Genomic DNA, 18466 nt, shown 5'->3' with positions numbered 1-18466 from the left:
CTGAATGCTTGGTGCTGAAACGCTGTTTTTATTGGTTATAATCGTAATAGCGATTATTGTTTTATCTGTTTTATTCACCTTTGTTCCGATTGGCCTGTGGATTTCCGCATTGGCCGCCGGTGTTAAGGTTGGTATTTTCACTTTGATTGGTATGAGGCTGAGAAGGGTTATTCCACGGCGTGTCGTTGAACCTTTGATCAAAGCACACAAAGCCGGGCTTCCGGTTGCAACAAACCAGCTTGAAAGCCATTATTTGGCAGGAGGTAATGTGGATCGTGTCGTGAATGCCCTGATTGCTGCCCAGCGGGCAAATATTGAATTGACATTTGAACGTGCCGCAGCCATCGACCTTGCCGGCCGTGATGTTCTCGAAGCGGTTCAGATGAGTGTTAACCCGAAGGTCATTGAAACGCCATTTATTGCAGGTGTGGCTATGGACGGAATTGAGGTTAAAGCAAAAGCAAGGATTACCGTACGTGCCAACATCGACAGGCTTGTCGGGGGAGCAGGGGAAGAAACTGTCATCGCCCGTGTCGGTGAAGGGGTTGTTTCCACAATCGGATCCAGTGACAACCATAAGAAAGTCCTTGAAAACCCTGATATGATTTCCCGCACAGTTTTGGCCAAGGGGCTGGATGCGGGGACTGCATTTGAAATTCTTTCGATCGACATCGCTGATGTGGATATCGGCAAAAACATTGGTGCCCAGCTGCAGACAGACCAGGCCGAAGCGGACAAGAAGATTGCTCAGGCGAAAGCCGAAGAAAGAAGGGCAATGGCTGTTGCCAGCGAACAGGAAATGAAGGCCCGCGTCGAAGAAATGAGAGCGAAAGTGGTAGAGGCGGAGGCGGAAGTACCGCTCGCCATGTCCGAAGCGCTCAAGTCTGGTAACCTTGGAGTCATGGATTATTTATCACTCCGCAACATTGATGCGGATACAGATATGCGTGATTCCATCGGAAGAATGACAAAGCCGAAGGATAATAATAAGCCGGAGTAAGTTTTGTGGCACAATGAAAGGGGGTAACTCCTTTGGAACAGTTTTTGCCGATTATAGTCATTGCTCTAATAAGTTTATTTGTAAATAGGGCAAGTGAGCAAAAAAAGCGGGCTGCCAATCATGAAAAGCCCAGCAGGCCAAATAAAAGACCGGCTCAGCCCAGGCAGCAGGAAAGGCCGGCCCCTCCTGCCAGCAAAAAGCCTGTCCAGGAAAAGCCGAAGCCTGTACTTGCGGAAAGGCCGCGCAGCTTAAGAGAGGCGGCAGAAATACTATTGTCTCAAATGCAGCCTCAGATTGAGGACAAGAAGACTGAGGCTGAAAACAAAATGGAGGAACTCAAAAAAGAGGCGGCAGCTTATAAGGAAAGGGCCCGTGAGCTGCATACAAAATCGGAAGCGGTCAAGGAAAACAAAGAACAGCCGCATATCGAACCTTTTTTCCAACAGAATGATATTGTCAAAGGTATCATCATGTCGGAAGTTCTCGGGCCTCCAAGGGCCAAAAGAAGATACGGCCGGTATTAAAATAAAGTGATGAAACCCCCTTTCAACTCATACATATGAGATGAAAGGGGGTTCTTTTTCATGGCGAAAAAATGGACACACCGATTTCGCAAGTGGGCGACAGAAAAAATGGAGCTGCCGCCCGATGTAATGATGGACCTCCCTCGCGTAACAATCATCGGTCAACTGCACATATATATCGAGAACCATAAGGGGCTTCTTGCATTCTCCGATGAGGAGGTGCGGCTGCTTCTTAAGCAGGGCCAGCTGCTTATAAAAGGGAACTCTTTCGTAATCAAAACAATCCTTCCGGAAGAAATTTTGCTGGAAGGAAAAATAAGTGAAGTCTTGTATTTGAAAGAATAGGAGTGGCACAAATGAAGAACCGTTGGATCACATTTCTGTCAGGAAGGGTACTGGTTAGAGCAGATGGACAAGGATTGGAGCTCCTGCTGAACAAAATGACGAGGGACGGAATTGCCATATGGAAAGTGAAACGGTTTAAGTCGGGTGCCATGCTTTTTTATATCCCGCTTCGAGACATACATAAATTAAGAAAGGCCGCACGCCGTTTTGAATGCCGGATTTCCTTCGTCCGCGGCGAAGGAGCCCCTTTTCTGTGGAAGAGATTGTTTAAAAACAGCGGGTTTTTAGTCGGGATGTTATCATTTATTATTTTAATCACCGTTCTTTCCAACATCACTTGGGGGATTGAGATAAAAGGGGCAAACCCGGAAACGGAACATAAAATCAGGAAGGAACTGACAAAAATAGGAGTCCAGATCGGTACTTCCCACTTTTTGAATCAGGATCTGGAAAAGATCCAGCGTGAATTGACCGAACGGGTTGATAATATTACATGGATTGGTGTTGAGTTGAAAGGGACAACCTTCCACTTTCAAGTAGTGGAAAAAACGGAACCCAAAAAACAGGAAACCCGTTCACCATCGCATCTTGTTGCAACCAAAAAGGCGGTGATAGAAAAGATGTTTGTGGAAAAAGGAAAACCGCTCGTTAAAGTGAATCAATTTGTTGAAAAGGGACAGATCCTTGTTTCCGGAACGATAGGCAATGATGAAGAAACAAAAACAATTCCTGCCCGTGGTGAAGTATGGGGTAAAACATGGTATCAAACACATGCGGAATTTCCGCTGCAGTCAACTTTTCAAGTTTTTAGCGGTGAGGAAAAAAGAACACATGCCTTAAAATTCGGCTCGTTTTCAGTGCCTGTATGGGGGTTCGGCAAGACAGGGTTCAAAAACTACGAGGTGGAAACCGAAGTTCATCCTGTCCGCTTTCTTGGATGGCAGCTGCCTTTAGCCTACGTTGAAAAAACGGCTAGAGCGACGGAGGAATATGAACGTTCACTTACAAAAAAAGAAGCCCGGGAGGCCGGAAGAGAACTGGCAAGAAGGGATCTGGCCAAAAATATTCCTGAAGACGCACGCATCGACGATGAGATTATTTTGCATGAAGAAGTGGAGAATGGTAAAGTTAAGCTGACAATCTATTTCCAAGTGATAGAAAATATTGCAAAAGAAAAACCGGTCACTCAAGGAGATTAACAAATGGCAGATGAATTTATAACAAATCAAATACAACTGGACGGCGATGATGAAGCTCCTGTCTTATTTGGAAATGGCGACAGCAACTTAAAAATGCTTGAAGACGAATTTGGCGTTAAAATTGTGACCCGCGGGGAAACACTGAATGTCACGGGTCCTCCTGAAGCGGCTGCTCTTGCAGAGGAAACGATTAAACAGCTGCTCGCTGTCATAAGGAGCGGCATACGAATCGGGCTCAGGGATACCGCCTATGCGGCCCAGACGGCGAAACAGGGAAAAATAGAGTATTTCTCTGAACTGTATGATGAGGAAATCACCCGCAATGCAAAAGGCAAAGCCATCCGGGTCAAAACGATTGGACAGCGCCATTATATAGAGGCTGTCCGGAAAAATGACCTGGTATTTGGCATTGGGCCCGCAGGTACGGGAAAAACATATCTTGCCGTCGTCATGGCTGTGGGAGCATTGAAAAGCGGCAAGATCAATAAGATCATATTGACCCGCCCGGCTGTTGAAGCTGGTGAAAGCCTTGGCTTTTTACCGGGAGATTTAAAAGAAAAAGTGGATCCTTACCTAAGGCCGCTTTATGACGCCCTCCATGATGTGTTGGGGGCTGAACATACCCAGAGGCTTATCGAAAGGGAAACAATCGAAATTGCACCCCTTGCCTATATGAGGGGGCGGACCCTTGATGATGCATTTGTTATCTTGGATGAAGCCCAAAATACTACCCACGCACAAATGAAAATGTTTTTAACAAGGCTTGGATTTGGATCCAAGATGGTCATAACCGGGGATTCAACCCAAGTGGACCTTCCGCCCGGAGTTAAATCCGGCCTTGCTACGGCCGAAGTCATCCTGCAGGGAGTAAAGGGCATTGCCTTTATTCACTTTGAAGAGGGTGACGTAGTCCGCCATCCTCTTGTAGGAAGGGTCATCAAAGCATATGCACAAAATGAAACAACCCCCGGGCGTTAAGTTCGGGGATTCTTTAATTTGAAGTATAATTAGGTAGTGCCTTTACTCTCCGAAACTGCTATATTTGACATAGGAATGCTTTTTTTTTCAAAAAAGGCGGTGGAGGGGAATTGATGTATTTTCAAAAATATATAAGGAATATACGGAAGATTCTTAGTTATAAGCTGTTTACGGGTCTTGTCTTTTCAGTGCTAGGCCTTTTATTATTTGCGATCCTTTACACGGACGTCAAGCCCGAAACCTATGACATGGAACTTTTTTCTGTCGCTGATAAAACGATCCGCTCCCCGAAAACGATCGAAGATGAAGAAAAGACCGCGGAAGAACGGAATAAAGCCGCGGAAGAAGTCGAAAATGTGTATGTACATAGAAAAGAGGTGGCCCAAAACAGGGTGCTTCTGCTTACGTCCATTTTTGATTTTGTAAATGAAGTGAATAAGGAGGAGTCAGCTAAAAAGAAAGAAGCGGAAGAAAGTAAAGCGGAAAAAGAGGGCTCCCAGCTGGCATCTTCCAAACTCGCATTGTTAAAATCGAAGCTCACGGCCGATGTAACCGAGGATGTGACTGAAACGATTTCAGATCAGACTCTTTTACAGCTGCTGGAAGCTGATCCATCTGAATTGGAAAAAGCAAGGAACATCCTGGTTAGCAATGTGGAAACGATCATGAATGGGAAAATCCGCGAGGATCAAGTGAACAATGTCAGTTCAGACCTTATCGGCAGAATCAAGTCGGCCGGCTTGGAAAAGAATGTGGAAAATGCCTCAATTGAACTTGGAAAATATGCCATAATCGCAAACGAAGTCTATGATCCCAAGCTTACTGAAGAAAGAAAGCAGCAAGCGATGAATGAAGTGGAACCTGTTAAAATATTACAGGGACAGATAGTCGTTCAGGAAGGTCATCTCATTGACAGAGATATTTACCGGCAGCTTGACACGCTTGGGCTTTTGAAAAGCAAGCCGACAATCAAGCCGTTTATTGGACTTGCCATCTTTGTGCTGCTCTTAATCGGTGCTTTATATATCCCTTTTACGAAACTGAATGAGCCTGAAGAAAAGAAGCAGAGCTATTTGCTGCTTTTGGGAATTGTCTTTGTAGGAGCTATTGTTCTGATGAAGATTATCAGCCTGATGGAGGGGCTTGAACAGTATGACATCGCCTATCTGTTTCCCGCTGCGATGGCTCCTATGCTGATCAGAGTCATGATCAATGAGCGCTTTGCCCTGCTCATGGCCATCATTTTGGCTGCATGCGGAAGCATCGTTTTCCATGACGGCATTTCGGGAACAATAGATGTTGAAATTGCGTTATACATTTTATTCAGCGGCCTTGCAGGAATCATGTTCCTGTCGGATAAAAGCGAACGCTTTAATTTGTTGCGTGCCGGCCTGCTCGTTGCCTTGGTCAATGTGCTGCTTATTTTCTTTCTGCAGTTTATCGGAAGCGGCCAGATTACCAATATGGAGTATTTATATTTTATTATTAATGGTGTGGTTTCCGGGATATTGTCCGCAGTTTTGACCATGGGGATCCTGCCTTTCCTTGAAGCCGGATTCGGTATATTATCAACAATGAGGCTGATTGAGTTGTCCAATCCGAATCATCCATTGTTAAAGAGGATTCTCATTGAGGCTCCAGGCACTTACCATCATAGCGTAATGGTGGCCAATTTAGCTGAGTCGGCATGCGAAGCCATCGGTGCCAACGGCCTGCTGGCGAGAGTTGCGGCCTATTACCATGATCTCGGAAAGACAAAAAGACCGCATTTTTTTATAGAGAATCAGATGAACATGGAAAACCCGCATGATAAGCTGCAGCCTGCAACAAGCAAAGATATCATTATTGCGCATGTTACGGACGGTGCCGCGGAATTGAAGAAGCATAAAATGCCGAAGGAAATCGTAGATGTTGCAAAACAGCATCATGGAACCACGCTGCTGAAGTTCTTTTATTACAAAGCAGCGGAAACATCGGATGATGTGGAAGAGTCGGATTACAGGTATCCCGGCCCGAAACCGCAATCAAAAGAAGCAGCCATCATCAGTCTGGCGGACTCCGTGGAGGCAGCGGTCCGTTCCTTGAACGAGCCGACACCCGAAGCAATCAGGTCGCTTGTCGACTCCATTGTCCAAGACCGGCTTTTGGATGGCCAATTGAATGAATGCGATATTACAATCAAACAATTGGAGACCATTAAATCAACATTTTGCGAAACGTTGAGCGGTATTTTTCACTCAAGGATTGAATATCCGGGAAATAAGGAGCAGAAGGTGATGTGAAGATGAATCTGGAAATTGACTTCATTGATGAAACAGATAGTGTGACAGAAGAACAATTAAGGTTATTGGAAGAGCTGTTAAAACTTGCGGCAGAAACGGAAAATGTCGAAGGGGGAAGTGAGCTTTCCGTCACCTTCGTTACCAATGAATCCATAAAGGAACTCAACATGGCGTACAGGGGGAAGGATTCCCCGACGGATGTCATTTCTTTTGCAATGGAAGAAATGGGAGAAGGGGAAACAGAAATAGCCGGTGTTGAAAATCTTCCCAGGATGTTGGGAGACATTGTCATTTCGATTGAAATGGCGGAAAAACAGGCGGAAGAATACGGCCATTCTTATTTGCGGGAGCTCGGATTTTTGACGGTGCATGGTTTTCTTCATCTTCTTGGGTATGATCATATGAATGATGAAGATGAAAAACGCATGTTCAAAAAACAAGAGGATATTTTGAAGAGTTATGGCTTGGAAAGATAAAAATCCATTCTCCTTTGGGCGGCTTGTCGATTCTTTCACCTATGCCATTCAGGGATTGTGGCACGCCGTTAAAACGGAAAAAAATTTTCAAATCCATTTAACCGCAGCCCTGATTGTCAGTATATGCGGTTTTACTTTCCGATTGAGCAAAGTGGAATGGCTTTTTATACTCATCTGTATTTTTGGGATGTTCTCCCTTGAACTGTTAAATTCAGCGATTGAAAAAACCATTGATCTCGTTACAGAGGAAATAAGGCCCTTGGCCAAGCAGGCAAAGGATATGGCGGCAGGGGCCGTCCTGATTTATGCCGTCATAACAGTGGTGATCGGGCTTATCATTTTCATACCGAAAATTGTGGAGCTGTTCCGGTGATGCTGATTCATTGGGCAGTTTTTGTTTTTATTTGAAACCCGATCCCCATTCGGATAAAATAATCTTACATCCTAAGAACAGGATGGACTTGTGGCAATTATCCAAAAATTTATTTAAAAAAAGATAACTTTTTTTATGAAAATGTAGTAAAATTAGAAGTAAGACATGAGGAGAATCATGACATGAAGGAACAATTGATGAAAGAAGCAATAAGCGCCAAGGAGAAAGCGTATGTTCCATACTCGAAATTTCCGGTTGGAGCTGCACTGTTAACGAAGGACGGAACGATTTATCACGGATGCAATATTGAGAATGCTTCCTATGGGCTGACAAATTGTGCTGAGAGAACTGCAATATTTAAAGCGCTTTCAGAAGGTGAAAAAGCTTTTGACATGCTTGCCGTTACAGCTGATTCCGAACGCCCGGTGCCTCCGTGCGGAGCATGCAGACAGGTTATTGCAGAGCATTGTCCAAAAGACATGAAAGTCATCTTGACCAACAGCAAAGGGGATGTGCAGGAGTTTACAGTGGGGGATCTGCTCCCGTTTGCTTTTATGGCGGGTGATATGCATGAATGAAATGGCCGGAGGCGAAAGGGAATTCAAATCGGGTTTCATCTCCATCATCGGAAGGCCGAATGTAGGAAAATCAACCTTTTTAAACAGGGTGATTGGCCAAAAGATAGCGATCATGAGCGATAAACCGCAAACGACCAGAAACAAGGTTCAGGGTGTTTTGACAACTGATGATGCGCAGATGGTTTTCATAGACACCCCGGGTATCCATAAACCGAAACATAAGCTTGGAGATTTTATGATCAAGCTTGCAATCAATACATTCAGGGAAGTCGATCTCATACTGTTCATGATCAATGCTGAAGAAGGGTATGGACGCGGTGATGAATTTATCATCGAGCAATTGAAGAATGTAAAAACTCCGGTATTTCTGGTCATCAATAAAATCGATCAGATACATCCTGATCAGTTGATTGTCTTAATTGAGCAATATAAGGATATGTACCCGTTCAAGGAAATCATTCCGATTTCAGCGTTGGAAGGGAATAATGTCGAGCGGCTTATTCAGCAGATCCAAGAGTGTTTGCCTGAAGGTCCCCAATATTACCCTTCCGATCAGGTGACCGACCATCCGGAAAGGTTCATTGTATCCGAATTGATCCGTGAAAAGGCACTTCATCTTACACGGGAGGAAGTGCCGCATTCAATCGCTGTTGTCATCGATCAGATGAAGCAGGAAGAGAATAAGGATCTTATCCATGTCATGGCGACGATCGTTGTAGAACGTGATTCCCAGAAAGGGATTGTGATTGGAAAACAAGGGAAAATGCTGAAGGAAATCGGGCAGCGTGCCCGGCGGGATATTGAGAACCTTCTTGGGTCCAAGGTTTTTCTCGAACTATGGGTCAAGGTTCAAAAGGACTGGAGGAACAAGTCTACCTACTTAAGGGATTTTGGTTTTAGAGACGACGAATATTAATTGGCTGGTTTAGCAAATTTTACGCAGAATCTTTCTGGGGCTTATAGACAAACATATTCATACAACCATCATAAAGAAAGGCGGGTTTCAAATGTATGAGTTTACTTGGAAAGTTTTTAAGAAGACGGGGAACATTGATATTTACCTGCTTCTCAAGGAACTGGAGAAAGAAGAACACATGATGAATACTCTGCCGATTGCCGACAAGCCCAATGTGATCGATTATCCCGTTTCATGACCGATTCATTTGCTTTTTTTTGAACACCCGATGCAGTATGATACTGTAAAAGGGGTAAGCGATATGTTGGAAAAATTTGAAGGCATTGTAATCAGAACAACGGATTATGGTGAATCACATAAAATAACAGCCATATACAGCAGGGAAGCGGGAAAGATTTCCGCGATGGCAAGAGGAGCCAAAAAAACGAACAGCCGTCTTGCCGCAGTTTCCCAGCTGTTTACATACGGTTATTTTTTAATTCAGACTGGACGCGGCCTTGGCACCATGCAGCAGGGAGAGATCATTTCGCCTTTAAGGGGCTTGAAAGAGGATATTTTTAAGACCGCCTATGCTTCCTATGTAGTTGAGATGGTTGACAGAAGCACCCAGGATAACGAACCAAACCCATATTTATTTGAATTGCTGCATCAATCGCTGAATTATATAAGCGAGGATTATGATCCGGGTATCATCACCCATATTTTTGAAATGAAAATGCTTCAGGTTCTTGGGCTCTATCCGGAAATGAAGAAATGCTCAATATGCGGTGCGACTGAAGGCAGCTTTGGCTTTTCCATCAAAGAAAACGGACTGATTTGCCACCGCTGCCTTGAAAGGGATCCGCATTATTTGCCTATGAGCCAAAATGCGATTAAACTTCTCCGTTTATTTTATTATTTTGACTTGAATCGTCTTGGCACCATTTCAGTCAAGCCGGAGACGAAAAAAGAGCTGAAAAGAGCGATTGATATGTATTACGATGAGTATTCCGGGCTCCATATCAAGTCCAAGCGTTTTTTGGATCAGATGGATTCATTGAAGGACAAGCTGTAAGGCAGAGGTTGACAACCGGCTTCGTTTCGATTATTTTTATTCATAGTACTATAATATATCCTGCTAAGACGGAAAGTAGTAACTGTATCATTCCATTTCAGCGAACCCGGGAAGGTGCAAGCCGGGCATGGTAACTGCAGTGAAGGCAGTCCCGAGCGGGAGACTTAAAGTGGCCGTTTTTACGGCAAATAGGGTGGAACCGCGGGTTAACTCTCGTCCCTATGCTGATGTGAGCATAGGGACGGGAGTTTTTTATTTTACTGAAAGGATGAATGATATGAATATACAGGAAATGATTTTGACTTTGCAAAAGCATTGGTCTGATTACGGCTGTATTTTAATGCAGGCGTATGACGTGGAAAAAGGAGCAGGTACGATGAGCCCCTATACATTTTTGAGGGCAATCGGTCCCGAGCCGTGGAATGTGGCTTATGTAGAACCGTCCAGAAGACCGGCGGACGGCAGGTACGGAGAAAATCCGAACAGGCTATACCAGCATCATCAATTTCAGGTGATTATGAAGCCTTCGCCGGAAAATATTCAGGAAATGTATTTGGATTCTCTAAGAAAGCTTGGGATTGAGCCGCTTGAGCATGATATCCGCTTTGTAGAAGATAACTGGGAGAACCCGTCTTTGGGATGCGCCGGCCTTGGTTGGGAAGTATGGCTGGATGGAATGGAAATCACCCAGTTTACGTACTTCCAGCAGGTGGGCGGTTTGGAGTGCAAACCGGTTTCGGTTGAATTGACATATGGCATTGAACGTCTTGCCTCTTATATTCAGGAAAAAGACAATGTCTTTGATTTGGAATGGACGGATGGATTTACAATCAGGGATATTTTTTATCAACCTGAATATGAACATTCGAAATATGCTTTTGAAACTTCTGACCAGGACCTGCTTTTCACTTTATTCAGCAAGTATGAAAAAGAAGCAAAAAGGCAGATGGATCTTGGACTTGTACACCCGGCTTATGACTATATTTTGAAATGCTCCCACGTCTTTAATCTTTTGGATGCAAAAGGAGCGATTTCAGTAACGGAAAGGACAGCCTATATTTCCAGGATGAGAAATATGGCTCGTCATGTGGCAAAGACTTTTTATGATGAAAGGGAAAAATTAGGTTTTCCGATTTTACAGCACGAGAAGGAGGAATGCAGCCATGAATAAACGTGATTTATTGCTTGAAATCGGTTTGGAAGAAATGCCGGCGAGGTTTATACACGGTTCCATTCAGCAGTTGGAGGAAAAGATCCGAAACTGGCTGGATGAAAATGGAATTGAGCACGGCCGCCTGTATCCTTTTTCCACGCCAAGAAGATTGGCTGTACTTGTAAAAGATGTAGCGGAAGCACAGCAGGATACGGAAGAGGAAGCAAAGGGGCCGGCGAAGAAAATTGCACAGGATGAAAACGGCAACTGGTCAAAAGCGGCCCTGGGCTTCAGCCGCTCGCAGGGAATGTCTCCGGATGACATTTATTTCAAGGAGATTAAAGGAGTTGAATACGCCCATATTAAACGATTTATAAAAGGGGAAAAGACAATTGACCTGCTTGCGCAGCTCCAAAAACTGGTGGAGGGCATGCATTTTCCAAACAGCATGAAATGGGGAAGTCATCAGCTCCGTTACATCCGTCCGATCAGGTGGCTTGTTGCTTTATTTGGCAATGAAGTGATCCCATTCACTGTTGCCGGAATTTCTGCCGGGACGATGACGAAGGGACACCGCTTTTTGGGAAAAGATATTTCGATCAATCATCCTGAAGATTACGAAAAGGCCCTTAAATCCCAATTTGTCATCGCGAATGAAGAGACCAGAAAGCAGAAAATAGCAGCGCAGATAGCGGATTTGGAAAAAGAAAACGGGTGGGTTGTTCCTGCCGAGAATGATTTGCTCGAGGAAGTCACAAATCTTGTGGAATATCCAGCTGCCTTTTATGGGAAATTTGATGAGAAATTTCTGGCTCTTCCGGAAGAAGTGCTTATTACTTCAATGAAAACCCATCAACGCTATTTTCCTGTGAAGGACTCAACAGGGAATCTGCTTCCATATTTTGTTTCAGTCAGAAATGGCGACAAAAGCCATATTGATACTGTGGCAAAAGGGAATGAGAAGGTATTGCGCGCAAGATTGGCTGACGCGGAATTCTTTTTTGAAGAGGATCAAAAGCTTGAAATCCAAGATGCTTTGAAAAAACTTGAATCCATTATTTATCATAAGAAAATCGGTACATTGGCTCAAAAAGTCAACAGAGTTCAAAAAATCACCCAACAATTAAGCAGCCTTCTGGGGTTGTCAGAAGATGAAAAACAATTGGCTGACAGGGCTGCCGAAATCTGCAAATTCGACCTTGTTACAAACATGGTGGATGAATTTCCGGAGCTGCAGGGCGTGATGGGTGAAAAGTATGCCCTTCAGAAAGGAGAAAATGAAGAAGTCGCCAAAGCTGTCAACGAACATTATAAACCGCGCCATGCCCAGGATGGCATTCCTGAATCCCTTACCGGAGCAATTGTCGGAGTAGCCGATAAAATGGATACAATTGTAACGGCTTTTGCTGTTGGCCTGATCCCGACAGGTTCACATGATCCATATGCTTTACGCCGAAATGCAACTGGTGTTGTCAACATATTGAAAGGGATGAATTGGAACATCTCCCTGGAAGAACTTCTCCACTGTGTCATTGAAATTACCAAAGAGGATGTAAACATAGAAACAGAAGAATTGGCGGAAAGTCTCGTTCAGTTTTTTAAACTGCGGATCAAGCATCTTCTTCAGGAAGAAAACATCCGTTATGACATAATTGAGGCGGTAATGGGCGGAGAACTAAATGGCATCCCTGACATCATTGGCCGGGCCGGCACCCTGGACGAACATAAAGATGAAGGAGATTTCAAAGAAACGATTGAATCATTGGCCCGTGTAATGAACATTGCCCGGAAAGCGGAAGATGATTGCGAAGTGAATGCGGCTTTACTTGAAAATAAGGAGGAAAAACAGCTTTATCAGGAATATCAAAAAGTGCTCAATATATTTAAATCTGAAAATAACCCTGAAGGCCGTTTTACAGCACTTAAAAACCTGTCACCGATGATTTCTGCCTATTTTGATCATACAATGGTCATGGCGGAAGACGGCAAAATTAGAAAAAATCGGCTTGCGCAAATGAAAAGGCTCTCTGATTTGATTGGAAGCTTTGCCATAATGAATGAAATTCAGGTGAAATAAACTATGTACCTTTTATGGATGAGATTCTCTTTAACGGTTAAATAGTATATACTAATTCTAATAAGTATGTCTCATTTCATGTCCATAGGTGGTGAGCACGATCGAACTCAGCAAAAGACAGGATAGAATATTGGAAATCGTCAAGGAAAACGGCCCGATCACGGGAGAGCACATCGCAGAGAAACTGAACCTCACACGGGCTACTTTGCGTCCGGATCTAGCCATTTTGACAATGGCCGGGTATTTGGATGCAAGACCAAGAGTGGGATACTTTTATACAGGGAAAACCGGAACACAGTTGTTGGCCGAAAGCATGAAGAAGCTGACAGTCAAAGATTTTCAGTCAATCCCTGTAGTCGTCAATGAAAATGTTTCTGTTTATGATGCCATTGTCACTATTTTCCTGGAAGACGTCGGAACCGTATTTGTAACAGATGACAAGCATCATCTGGCGGGGGTATTATCCAGGAAAGACTTATTAAGGGCAAGCCTTGGCAAGCAGGAGTTATCAACATTGCCGGTTAACATCATTATGACAAGGATGCCCAATATTACGATGTGTGAGAAGGATGATTTGTTGATTGACGTTGCTAAAAAGTTGATCGATACACAGATTGATGCAGTTCCCGTGGTAAAAAAGACGGATTCTGGTTATGAAGTAATAGGCAGGCTTACGAAAACGAATATAACAAAAGCGTTTGTGGCGCTTGCAGAGCAAGAAGGTTAGTTGACATGACGGGAGATGATAATCATGACGGAACCGATGATATATGTAGTGTCAGACTCCGTGGGCGAGACTGCCGAACTTGTTACAAAAGCGGCATTAAGCCAATTTTCCGGGCCGAATGCCGCGATTAAACGCATTCCTTATGTTGAGGAGCCGGAAAATATCGATGAAGTCATTTCATTGGCAAAGATGAACAACGGAATCATTATCTTTACATTGGTCAAACCGGAAATAAGAGATTATTTGGTTGATAGAGCACGGGAATCCAACGTTCATGCCATCGATGTTCTGGGGCCGTTAATGAGGACATTTGAGGAAACGTTTGACAAGAAACCGCTGAACGAGCCGGGTCTCGTACGCAAGCTTGATGCGGACTATTTCAAAAGAGTGGAAGCAATTGAATTTGCTGTTAAATACGATGACGGGCGGGACCCAAGGGGGCTGCTCAGGGCGGATATAATATTAGTCGGGGTCTCCAGGACATCCAAAACACCGCTGTCGCAATACCTCGCCCATAAGAGATATAAAGTGGCAAACGTTCCTGTCGTACCTGAGGTGGACCCGCCGGAGGAATTATTCAAAATAGATCCGGATAAATGCATAGGCTTAAAAATCAGTGCGGAAAAGCTCTATGAAATCCGCCGGGAAAGATTGCTGACATTGGGGCTTGATGATAATGCCATTTATGCGAATATTGAAAGGATCCGCCGTGAAATTGAGTATTTTGACAGGATTGCCGAGAAAATCGGATGCCGCATTATTGATGTAACAAATAAAGCGGTTGAAGAAACGGCCAATATCATTATCAACTTTAAATTAAATAGCCATTGAGCGCTTACGCAGCGCTCTTTTTCGTGATAATTTTTTTCAATCCCTTTCACTGGGCAAATTCGGCAAAATACGCTATAATAAAAATTTGCGTTTATGGAAATTAAAAGGGTTAGAGTTACGGGTAAAGGAATACAATATTTATTGTGATTATATTTAACCCTGTCATCCAATTTTAAAAAAGGGATTAAAAATAAGAAGGAATCTGCGGAGGGATGCAGAATAAATAATTATGCCCATAAAAAAAGGGTGATATTTGTCGACGCGGATGCCTGTCCTGTAAAAGAAGAAATTTCTCAAATCGCGAAAGACCTGAAGCTGGAAGTGTTTTTTATTGCTTCATATTATCATAAGCCTTCCACTGTCAAAGAAGGTGACAATTGGACTTTTGTCGATCCGGACAGGGAAGCCTGCGACCTTTATATCCTGAACCATGCTAAAAGGGGAGATATCCTGGTTACACAAGATATAGGGCTCGCAAGCCTCGCGCTTCAAAAAGGTGTTTATGTCTTTTCACCCAGGGGAACGGAATACAAGGAAGAAACAATAGATACGGCGCTTGATTTTCGGTATTTAGCTGCAAAAGACAGGGAACGGGGGAAATTTTGGAAAGGGCCTAAGCCGTTTAAAGATGAAGACCGTCATCGATTTCTTGCAGTTTTCGATAATTTTTGTCGAAAAATGTTAATTAGTGAATAAAAAGTTATAGATGGGGATGTTTACAAGTGGCTGCAAGGATCCCAGAGGAAAAGATAAGCGAACTCAGGCAGTCTGTGGACATTGTCGATATTATCAATGAATATGTCCAGTTGAAAAAACAGGGAAGAAATTATTTTGGATTATGCCCTTTTCACAGCGAAAATACTCCTTCATTTTCCGTGGCACCTGAAAAGCAGATATATCATTGTTTTGGCTGCGGGGCCGGCGGAAATGTATTTAATTTTCTAATGGATGCCGAAGGCATCACTTTCCAGGAAGCAGCCGCCATTGTAGCCGATAAAGGGGGCATCCCCCTTCAGATCCAGAACACGGATAAAAGGCAAGATGACGGCTATCCTTCAGAGCACCAAAGAATGATTGACGCCCATGAGCTGTTGGGTAAACTATATCATCATTTATTGCTGAATACAAAAGAAGGAGCAGGTGCGCTTCAGTATCTTCTATCGCGTGGGTTTTCAACCGAGGGTATTAGAAAGTTCAAAATTGGCTATTCTTTGCCTGAATGGGATTTGGCCGTGAAATATTTAACCAAACGCGGTTTCGCGGAAGAAGAGCTGGAAAAGGCAGGACTGATTGTAAAAAAAGAAAATGGCGACGGCTTTTTCGATCGGTTTCGCAACAGGGTCATGTTTCCCTTGCTTGATGCAAAAGGCAGGACCATCGCTTTTTCGGCACGAGCTGTGGAAAATGATGATTCACCTAAATATTTAAATACCCCGGAAACAGCCATTTTTAATAAAAGCTCGCTTCTATACAATTACAATGGAGCACGCAGTGAAATCAGGAGACAGGGATATGCGGTCTTGTTTGAAGGATTCGCCGATGTCATATCCGCTGATCAGGCCAATGTGAAAAATGGCGTCGCAGTCATGGGGACATCCTTGACGAATGAACATATTCGTCTGCTGCGAAGGCTGACAGACACAATCATCCTATGTTTTGATTCGGACCAGGCGGGGATTGAGGCCTCTAACCGTGCCGGCTCATTGCTTGTTGAACAAGGAATGGAAGTAAAAGCGGCTATGCTCCCAAAGGGAACGGATCCCGATGACTATATCCGAAAATACGGGGCTGAAAAATTCCGGGCGGATGTAATAGGGAATGCACTGGCATGGACAGCTTTTAAACTTCATTATTACAGATTCGGAAAAAACCTGCAAAATGAAGGAGAAAAGCTGAAGTATATAGAAGAAGTCATGAATGAATTGAGCAAGCTGGGCAATCCCATTGAAAGGGAGCTGTATACCCGGCAGCTGGCTGAGGAATTCTCACTTTCACTGGAAGTGCTTGAGGACCAGCAAAAGAAGCTTGTTCAGGCGGAAGGGAAAAAGCAGCAGAAGCAAACCGGCGGGTTTGCCCAAGTCCCGAAAAAGAGACAAAGTGTGCTGCCGGCCCATTTGACAGCGGAAAGGATGCTGCTGGCCAGGATGCTTCGGGACGAGGAAGCTGCCTATCGAATTATGGAAATGCTTGGAAATCAGCCGTTTTACTATGATGAACACCAGGCAATTATCACTTATTTATTAAGTTATTACGCTGCAGGGAACGATCCGGATCCATTGCTTTTTCTGGATCATCTTCCTGATAAAAAGCTGCGGGCCGTTGTCACCGAAATCGAAATGATGGCGGTGGACAGCGAAGACAGTGAGCAGGAATTAAAAGATTGCGTCAATTATGTGTTGAATCATGCAAAATTGTTAATGATAAAAGAAAAACAATCGGAACAAAGAGAGGCGGAGCGAAGCAATAATGTCCAGCGGGCATTGGAAATTGCTCAGGAAATCATTTCTCTCCGTAATTCATTAAGTATTTAACCGGGTGCGCAAATGTTTGGAAGGAGGGGGACGTATGGCTGAAAAAGCACGTTCCAACGTATCAGAAAATGAACTAACCCTCGAGCAGGCAAAAGAGTCGTTGCTTGAACAAGGAAAGAAGCGGGGGACTTTGACATATGAACGCATTGCAAGCAATCTTGCCCATTTCGATCTGGATTCCGATCAAATGGATGAGTTTTACGAAATGCTGAGCCATCACGGGGTTGAGGTGCTCGAGGAAGACAGTGGTGAGGATGAAGATCCGGATGTGGATGAAATTGAAAAAGAAGACGAAGAAGAATTTGATTTAAATGATTTAAGCGTTCCTCCCGGAGTTAAAATAAACGACCCTGTCCGCATGTATCTAAAAGAGATCGGCAGGGTGGATCTTTTATCTGCCGAAGAGGAAGTGGAGCTGGCCGAGCGGATCGAACAAGGGGACGAAGAAGCGAAGAAAAGGCTGGCGGAAGCCAACTTGCGGCTTGTAGTCAGTATTGCCAAGAGGTATGTGGGACGCGGGATGCTGTTTCTAGATTTAATACAGGAAGGCAACATGGGATTGATTAAAGCGGTAGAGAAATTTGACCATAGGAAAGGTTTCAAATTCAGTACGTATGCTACATGGTGGATAAGGCAGGCCATAACACGCGCCATAGCAGACCAGGCAAGGACAATACGGATCCCTGTCCATATGGTTGAAACCATCAATAAATTGATCAGGGTTCAGCGTCAGCTGCTCCAGGATCTCGGCCGCGAACCTACACCGGAAGAAATTGCGGAAGAAATGGATCTGACGCCTGATAAAGTCAGGGAGATCTTAAAAATTGCCCAGGAACCCGTTTCCCTTGAAACGCCGATCGGCGAAGAAGATGACTCTCATCTTGGGGACTTCATCGAAGACCAGGAAGCCACTTCTCCATCCGATCATGCGGCTTACGAATTGCTAAAAGAACAGCTCGAAGATGTTCTTGACACATTGACCGACAGAGAGGAAAATGTACTCCGCCTCCGTTTCGGTCTTGATGACGGACGCACCCGGACATTGGAAGAAGTCGGCAAAGTCTTCGGTGTGACACGCGAGCGGATTAGACAAATCGAAGCAAAAGCACTAAGAAAGCTGAGACATCCAAGCAGAAGCAAACGTTTGAAAGATTTTCTCGAATAAATTAAGATACAATGCGCCTCCCGCAAATCCCGGGGGCTTTTTTTATTTAAATTTGAGACTTATTTTACTGAATCCATTTTGCTTTTGCAAACCGGGATTTTGGCTCCTTTTGTCGATAGATTTAAAAGAGCTAAATATTATTATTTAAAAATAATGTTTATCTCTCTATATATACTGATTATATGTCATAAAAGATATATTGAAATAGAAAAATTTATTTTAAAATAATATATGCTTGAGAGGGAAAAGAAAAACAG

The 18466-nt window shown here is 43.9% G+C and carries 19 protein-coding genes; all 19 read left to right on the top strand.

Annotated features, from left to right (window positions below):
• Nucleotides 1–4 precede the first annotated feature (4 nt).
• Nucleotides 5–1000, top strand: coding sequence for a flotillin-like protein FloA (floA, locus tag D4N35_RS01055; protein WP_120068588.1), 996 nt, complete (start codon nucleotides 5–7; stop codon nucleotides 998–1000).
• 32 nt (nucleotides 1001–1032) lie between these two features.
• A complete protein-coding gene (locus tag D4N35_RS01050) occupies nucleotides 1033–1524 on the top strand; it encodes a YqfB family membrane protein (protein WP_120068586.1) in 492 nt (163 codons plus the stop codon).
• 60 nt (nucleotides 1525–1584) lie between these two features.
• A complete protein-coding gene (gene yqfC, locus D4N35_RS01045) occupies nucleotides 1585–1869 on the top strand; it encodes a sporulation protein YqfC (RefSeq protein ID WP_120068583.1) in 285 nt (94 codons plus the stop codon).
• A gap of 11 nt (nucleotides 1870–1880) precedes the next feature.
• Nucleotides 1881–3068, top strand: a complete 1188-nt coding sequence (yqfD, locus tag D4N35_RS01040; protein WP_120068580.1) for a sporulation protein YqfD — start codon at nucleotides 1881–1883, stop codon at nucleotides 3066–3068.
• 3 nt (nucleotides 3069–3071) lie between these two features.
• Nucleotides 3072–4046, top strand: a complete 975-nt coding sequence (locus D4N35_RS01035; RefSeq protein ID WP_120068576.1) for a PhoH family protein — start codon at nucleotides 3072–3074, stop codon at nucleotides 4044–4046.
• A gap of 113 nt (nucleotides 4047–4159) precedes the next feature.
• The gene (locus tag D4N35_RS01030) at nucleotides 4160–6328 is read left to right on the top strand and encodes an HD family phosphohydrolase (protein WP_120068573.1); all 2169 of its coding nucleotides are present in this window, start codon (nucleotides 4160–4162) and stop codon (nucleotides 6326–6328) included.
• Nucleotides 6329–6330: 2 nt separating this feature from the next.
• The gene (gene ybeY / locus D4N35_RS01025; RefSeq protein WP_120068570.1) at nucleotides 6331–6804 is read left to right on the top strand and encodes an rRNA maturation RNase YbeY; all 474 of its coding nucleotides are present in this window, start codon (nucleotides 6331–6333) and stop codon (nucleotides 6802–6804) included.
• The gene (locus D4N35_RS01020) at nucleotides 6788–7177 is read left to right on the top strand and encodes a diacylglycerol kinase family protein (RefSeq protein ID WP_120068566.1); all 390 of its coding nucleotides are present in this window, start codon (nucleotides 6788–6790) and stop codon (nucleotides 7175–7177) included. Before ybeY ends, D4N35_RS01020 begins: the two co-directional genes overlap by 17 nt.
• Before the next feature lie 107 nt (nucleotides 7178–7284).
• Nucleotides 7285–7755: a cytidine deaminase gene (locus D4N35_RS01015; RefSeq protein WP_268920373.1), complete on the top strand. Its 471-nt coding sequence runs from the start codon at nucleotides 7285–7287 to the stop codon at nucleotides 7753–7755.
• Nucleotide 7756: 1 nt separating this feature from the next.
• Nucleotides 7757–8671, top strand: a complete 915-nt coding sequence (gene era, locus D4N35_RS01010; RefSeq protein WP_120068986.1) for a GTPase Era — start codon at nucleotides 7757–7759, stop codon at nucleotides 8669–8671.
• Between the two features lie 91 nt (nucleotides 8672–8762).
• Entirely contained in the window at nucleotides 8763–8909 is a 147-nt protein-coding gene (locus D4N35_RS01005; RefSeq protein ID WP_120068560.1) for a YqzL family protein, read from the top strand.
• Between the two features lie 63 nt (nucleotides 8910–8972).
• The gene (gene recO, locus D4N35_RS01000; protein WP_120068558.1) at nucleotides 8973–9725 is read left to right on the top strand and encodes a DNA repair protein RecO; all 753 of its coding nucleotides are present in this window, start codon (nucleotides 8973–8975) and stop codon (nucleotides 9723–9725) included.
• 277 nt (nucleotides 9726–10002) lie between these two features.
• A complete protein-coding gene (glyQ, locus tag D4N35_RS00995) occupies nucleotides 10003–10896 on the top strand; it encodes a glycine--tRNA ligase subunit alpha (protein WP_120068984.1) in 894 nt (297 codons plus the stop codon).
• Nucleotides 10889–12955 carry a glycine--tRNA ligase subunit beta gene (gene glyS / locus D4N35_RS00990; RefSeq protein ID WP_120068555.1) on the top strand — a complete coding sequence of 689 codons (2067 nt, stop codon included), beginning with the start codon at nucleotides 10889–10891 and terminating at the stop codon, nucleotides 12953–12955. Before glyQ ends, glyS begins: the two co-directional genes overlap by 8 nt.
• 88 nt (nucleotides 12956–13043) lie before the next feature.
• Complete coding sequence (gene ccpN, locus D4N35_RS00985) at nucleotides 13044–13682, top strand: transcriptional regulator CcpN (protein ID WP_120068552.1); 639 nt, start codon at nucleotides 13044–13046, stop codon at nucleotides 13680–13682.
• Between the two features lie 24 nt (nucleotides 13683–13706).
• Nucleotides 13707–14513: a pyruvate, water dikinase regulatory protein gene (locus tag D4N35_RS00980; RefSeq protein WP_186306425.1), complete on the top strand. Its 807-nt coding sequence runs from the start codon at nucleotides 13707–13709 to the stop codon at nucleotides 14511–14513.
• 246 nt (nucleotides 14514–14759) lie between these two features.
• Nucleotides 14760–15209, top strand: coding sequence for a YaiI/YqxD family protein (locus tag D4N35_RS00975; RefSeq protein WP_235870247.1), 450 nt, complete (start codon nucleotides 14760–14762; stop codon nucleotides 15207–15209).
• A gap of 26 nt (nucleotides 15210–15235) precedes the next feature.
• Nucleotides 15236–17044, top strand: coding sequence for a DNA primase (gene dnaG / locus D4N35_RS00970; protein WP_120068547.1), 1809 nt, complete (start codon nucleotides 15236–15238; stop codon nucleotides 17042–17044).
• Between the two features lie 34 nt (nucleotides 17045–17078).
• Nucleotides 17079–18209, top strand: a complete 1131-nt coding sequence (gene rpoD, locus D4N35_RS00965; RefSeq protein ID WP_120068544.1) for an RNA polymerase sigma factor RpoD — start codon at nucleotides 17079–17081, stop codon at nucleotides 18207–18209.
• The last annotated feature ends 257 nt before the right edge of the window (nucleotides 18210–18466 follow it).

The sequence above is a fragment of the Siminovitchia fortis genome, from assembly GCF_003605365.2.
GTDB classification, from domain to species: domain Bacteria; phylum Bacillota; class Bacilli; order Bacillales; family Bacillaceae_C; genus Siminovitchia; species Siminovitchia fortis.
Note: the sequence above shows the minus strand (reverse complement) of the source record. Positions and strands in the feature narration are given on the sequence as shown.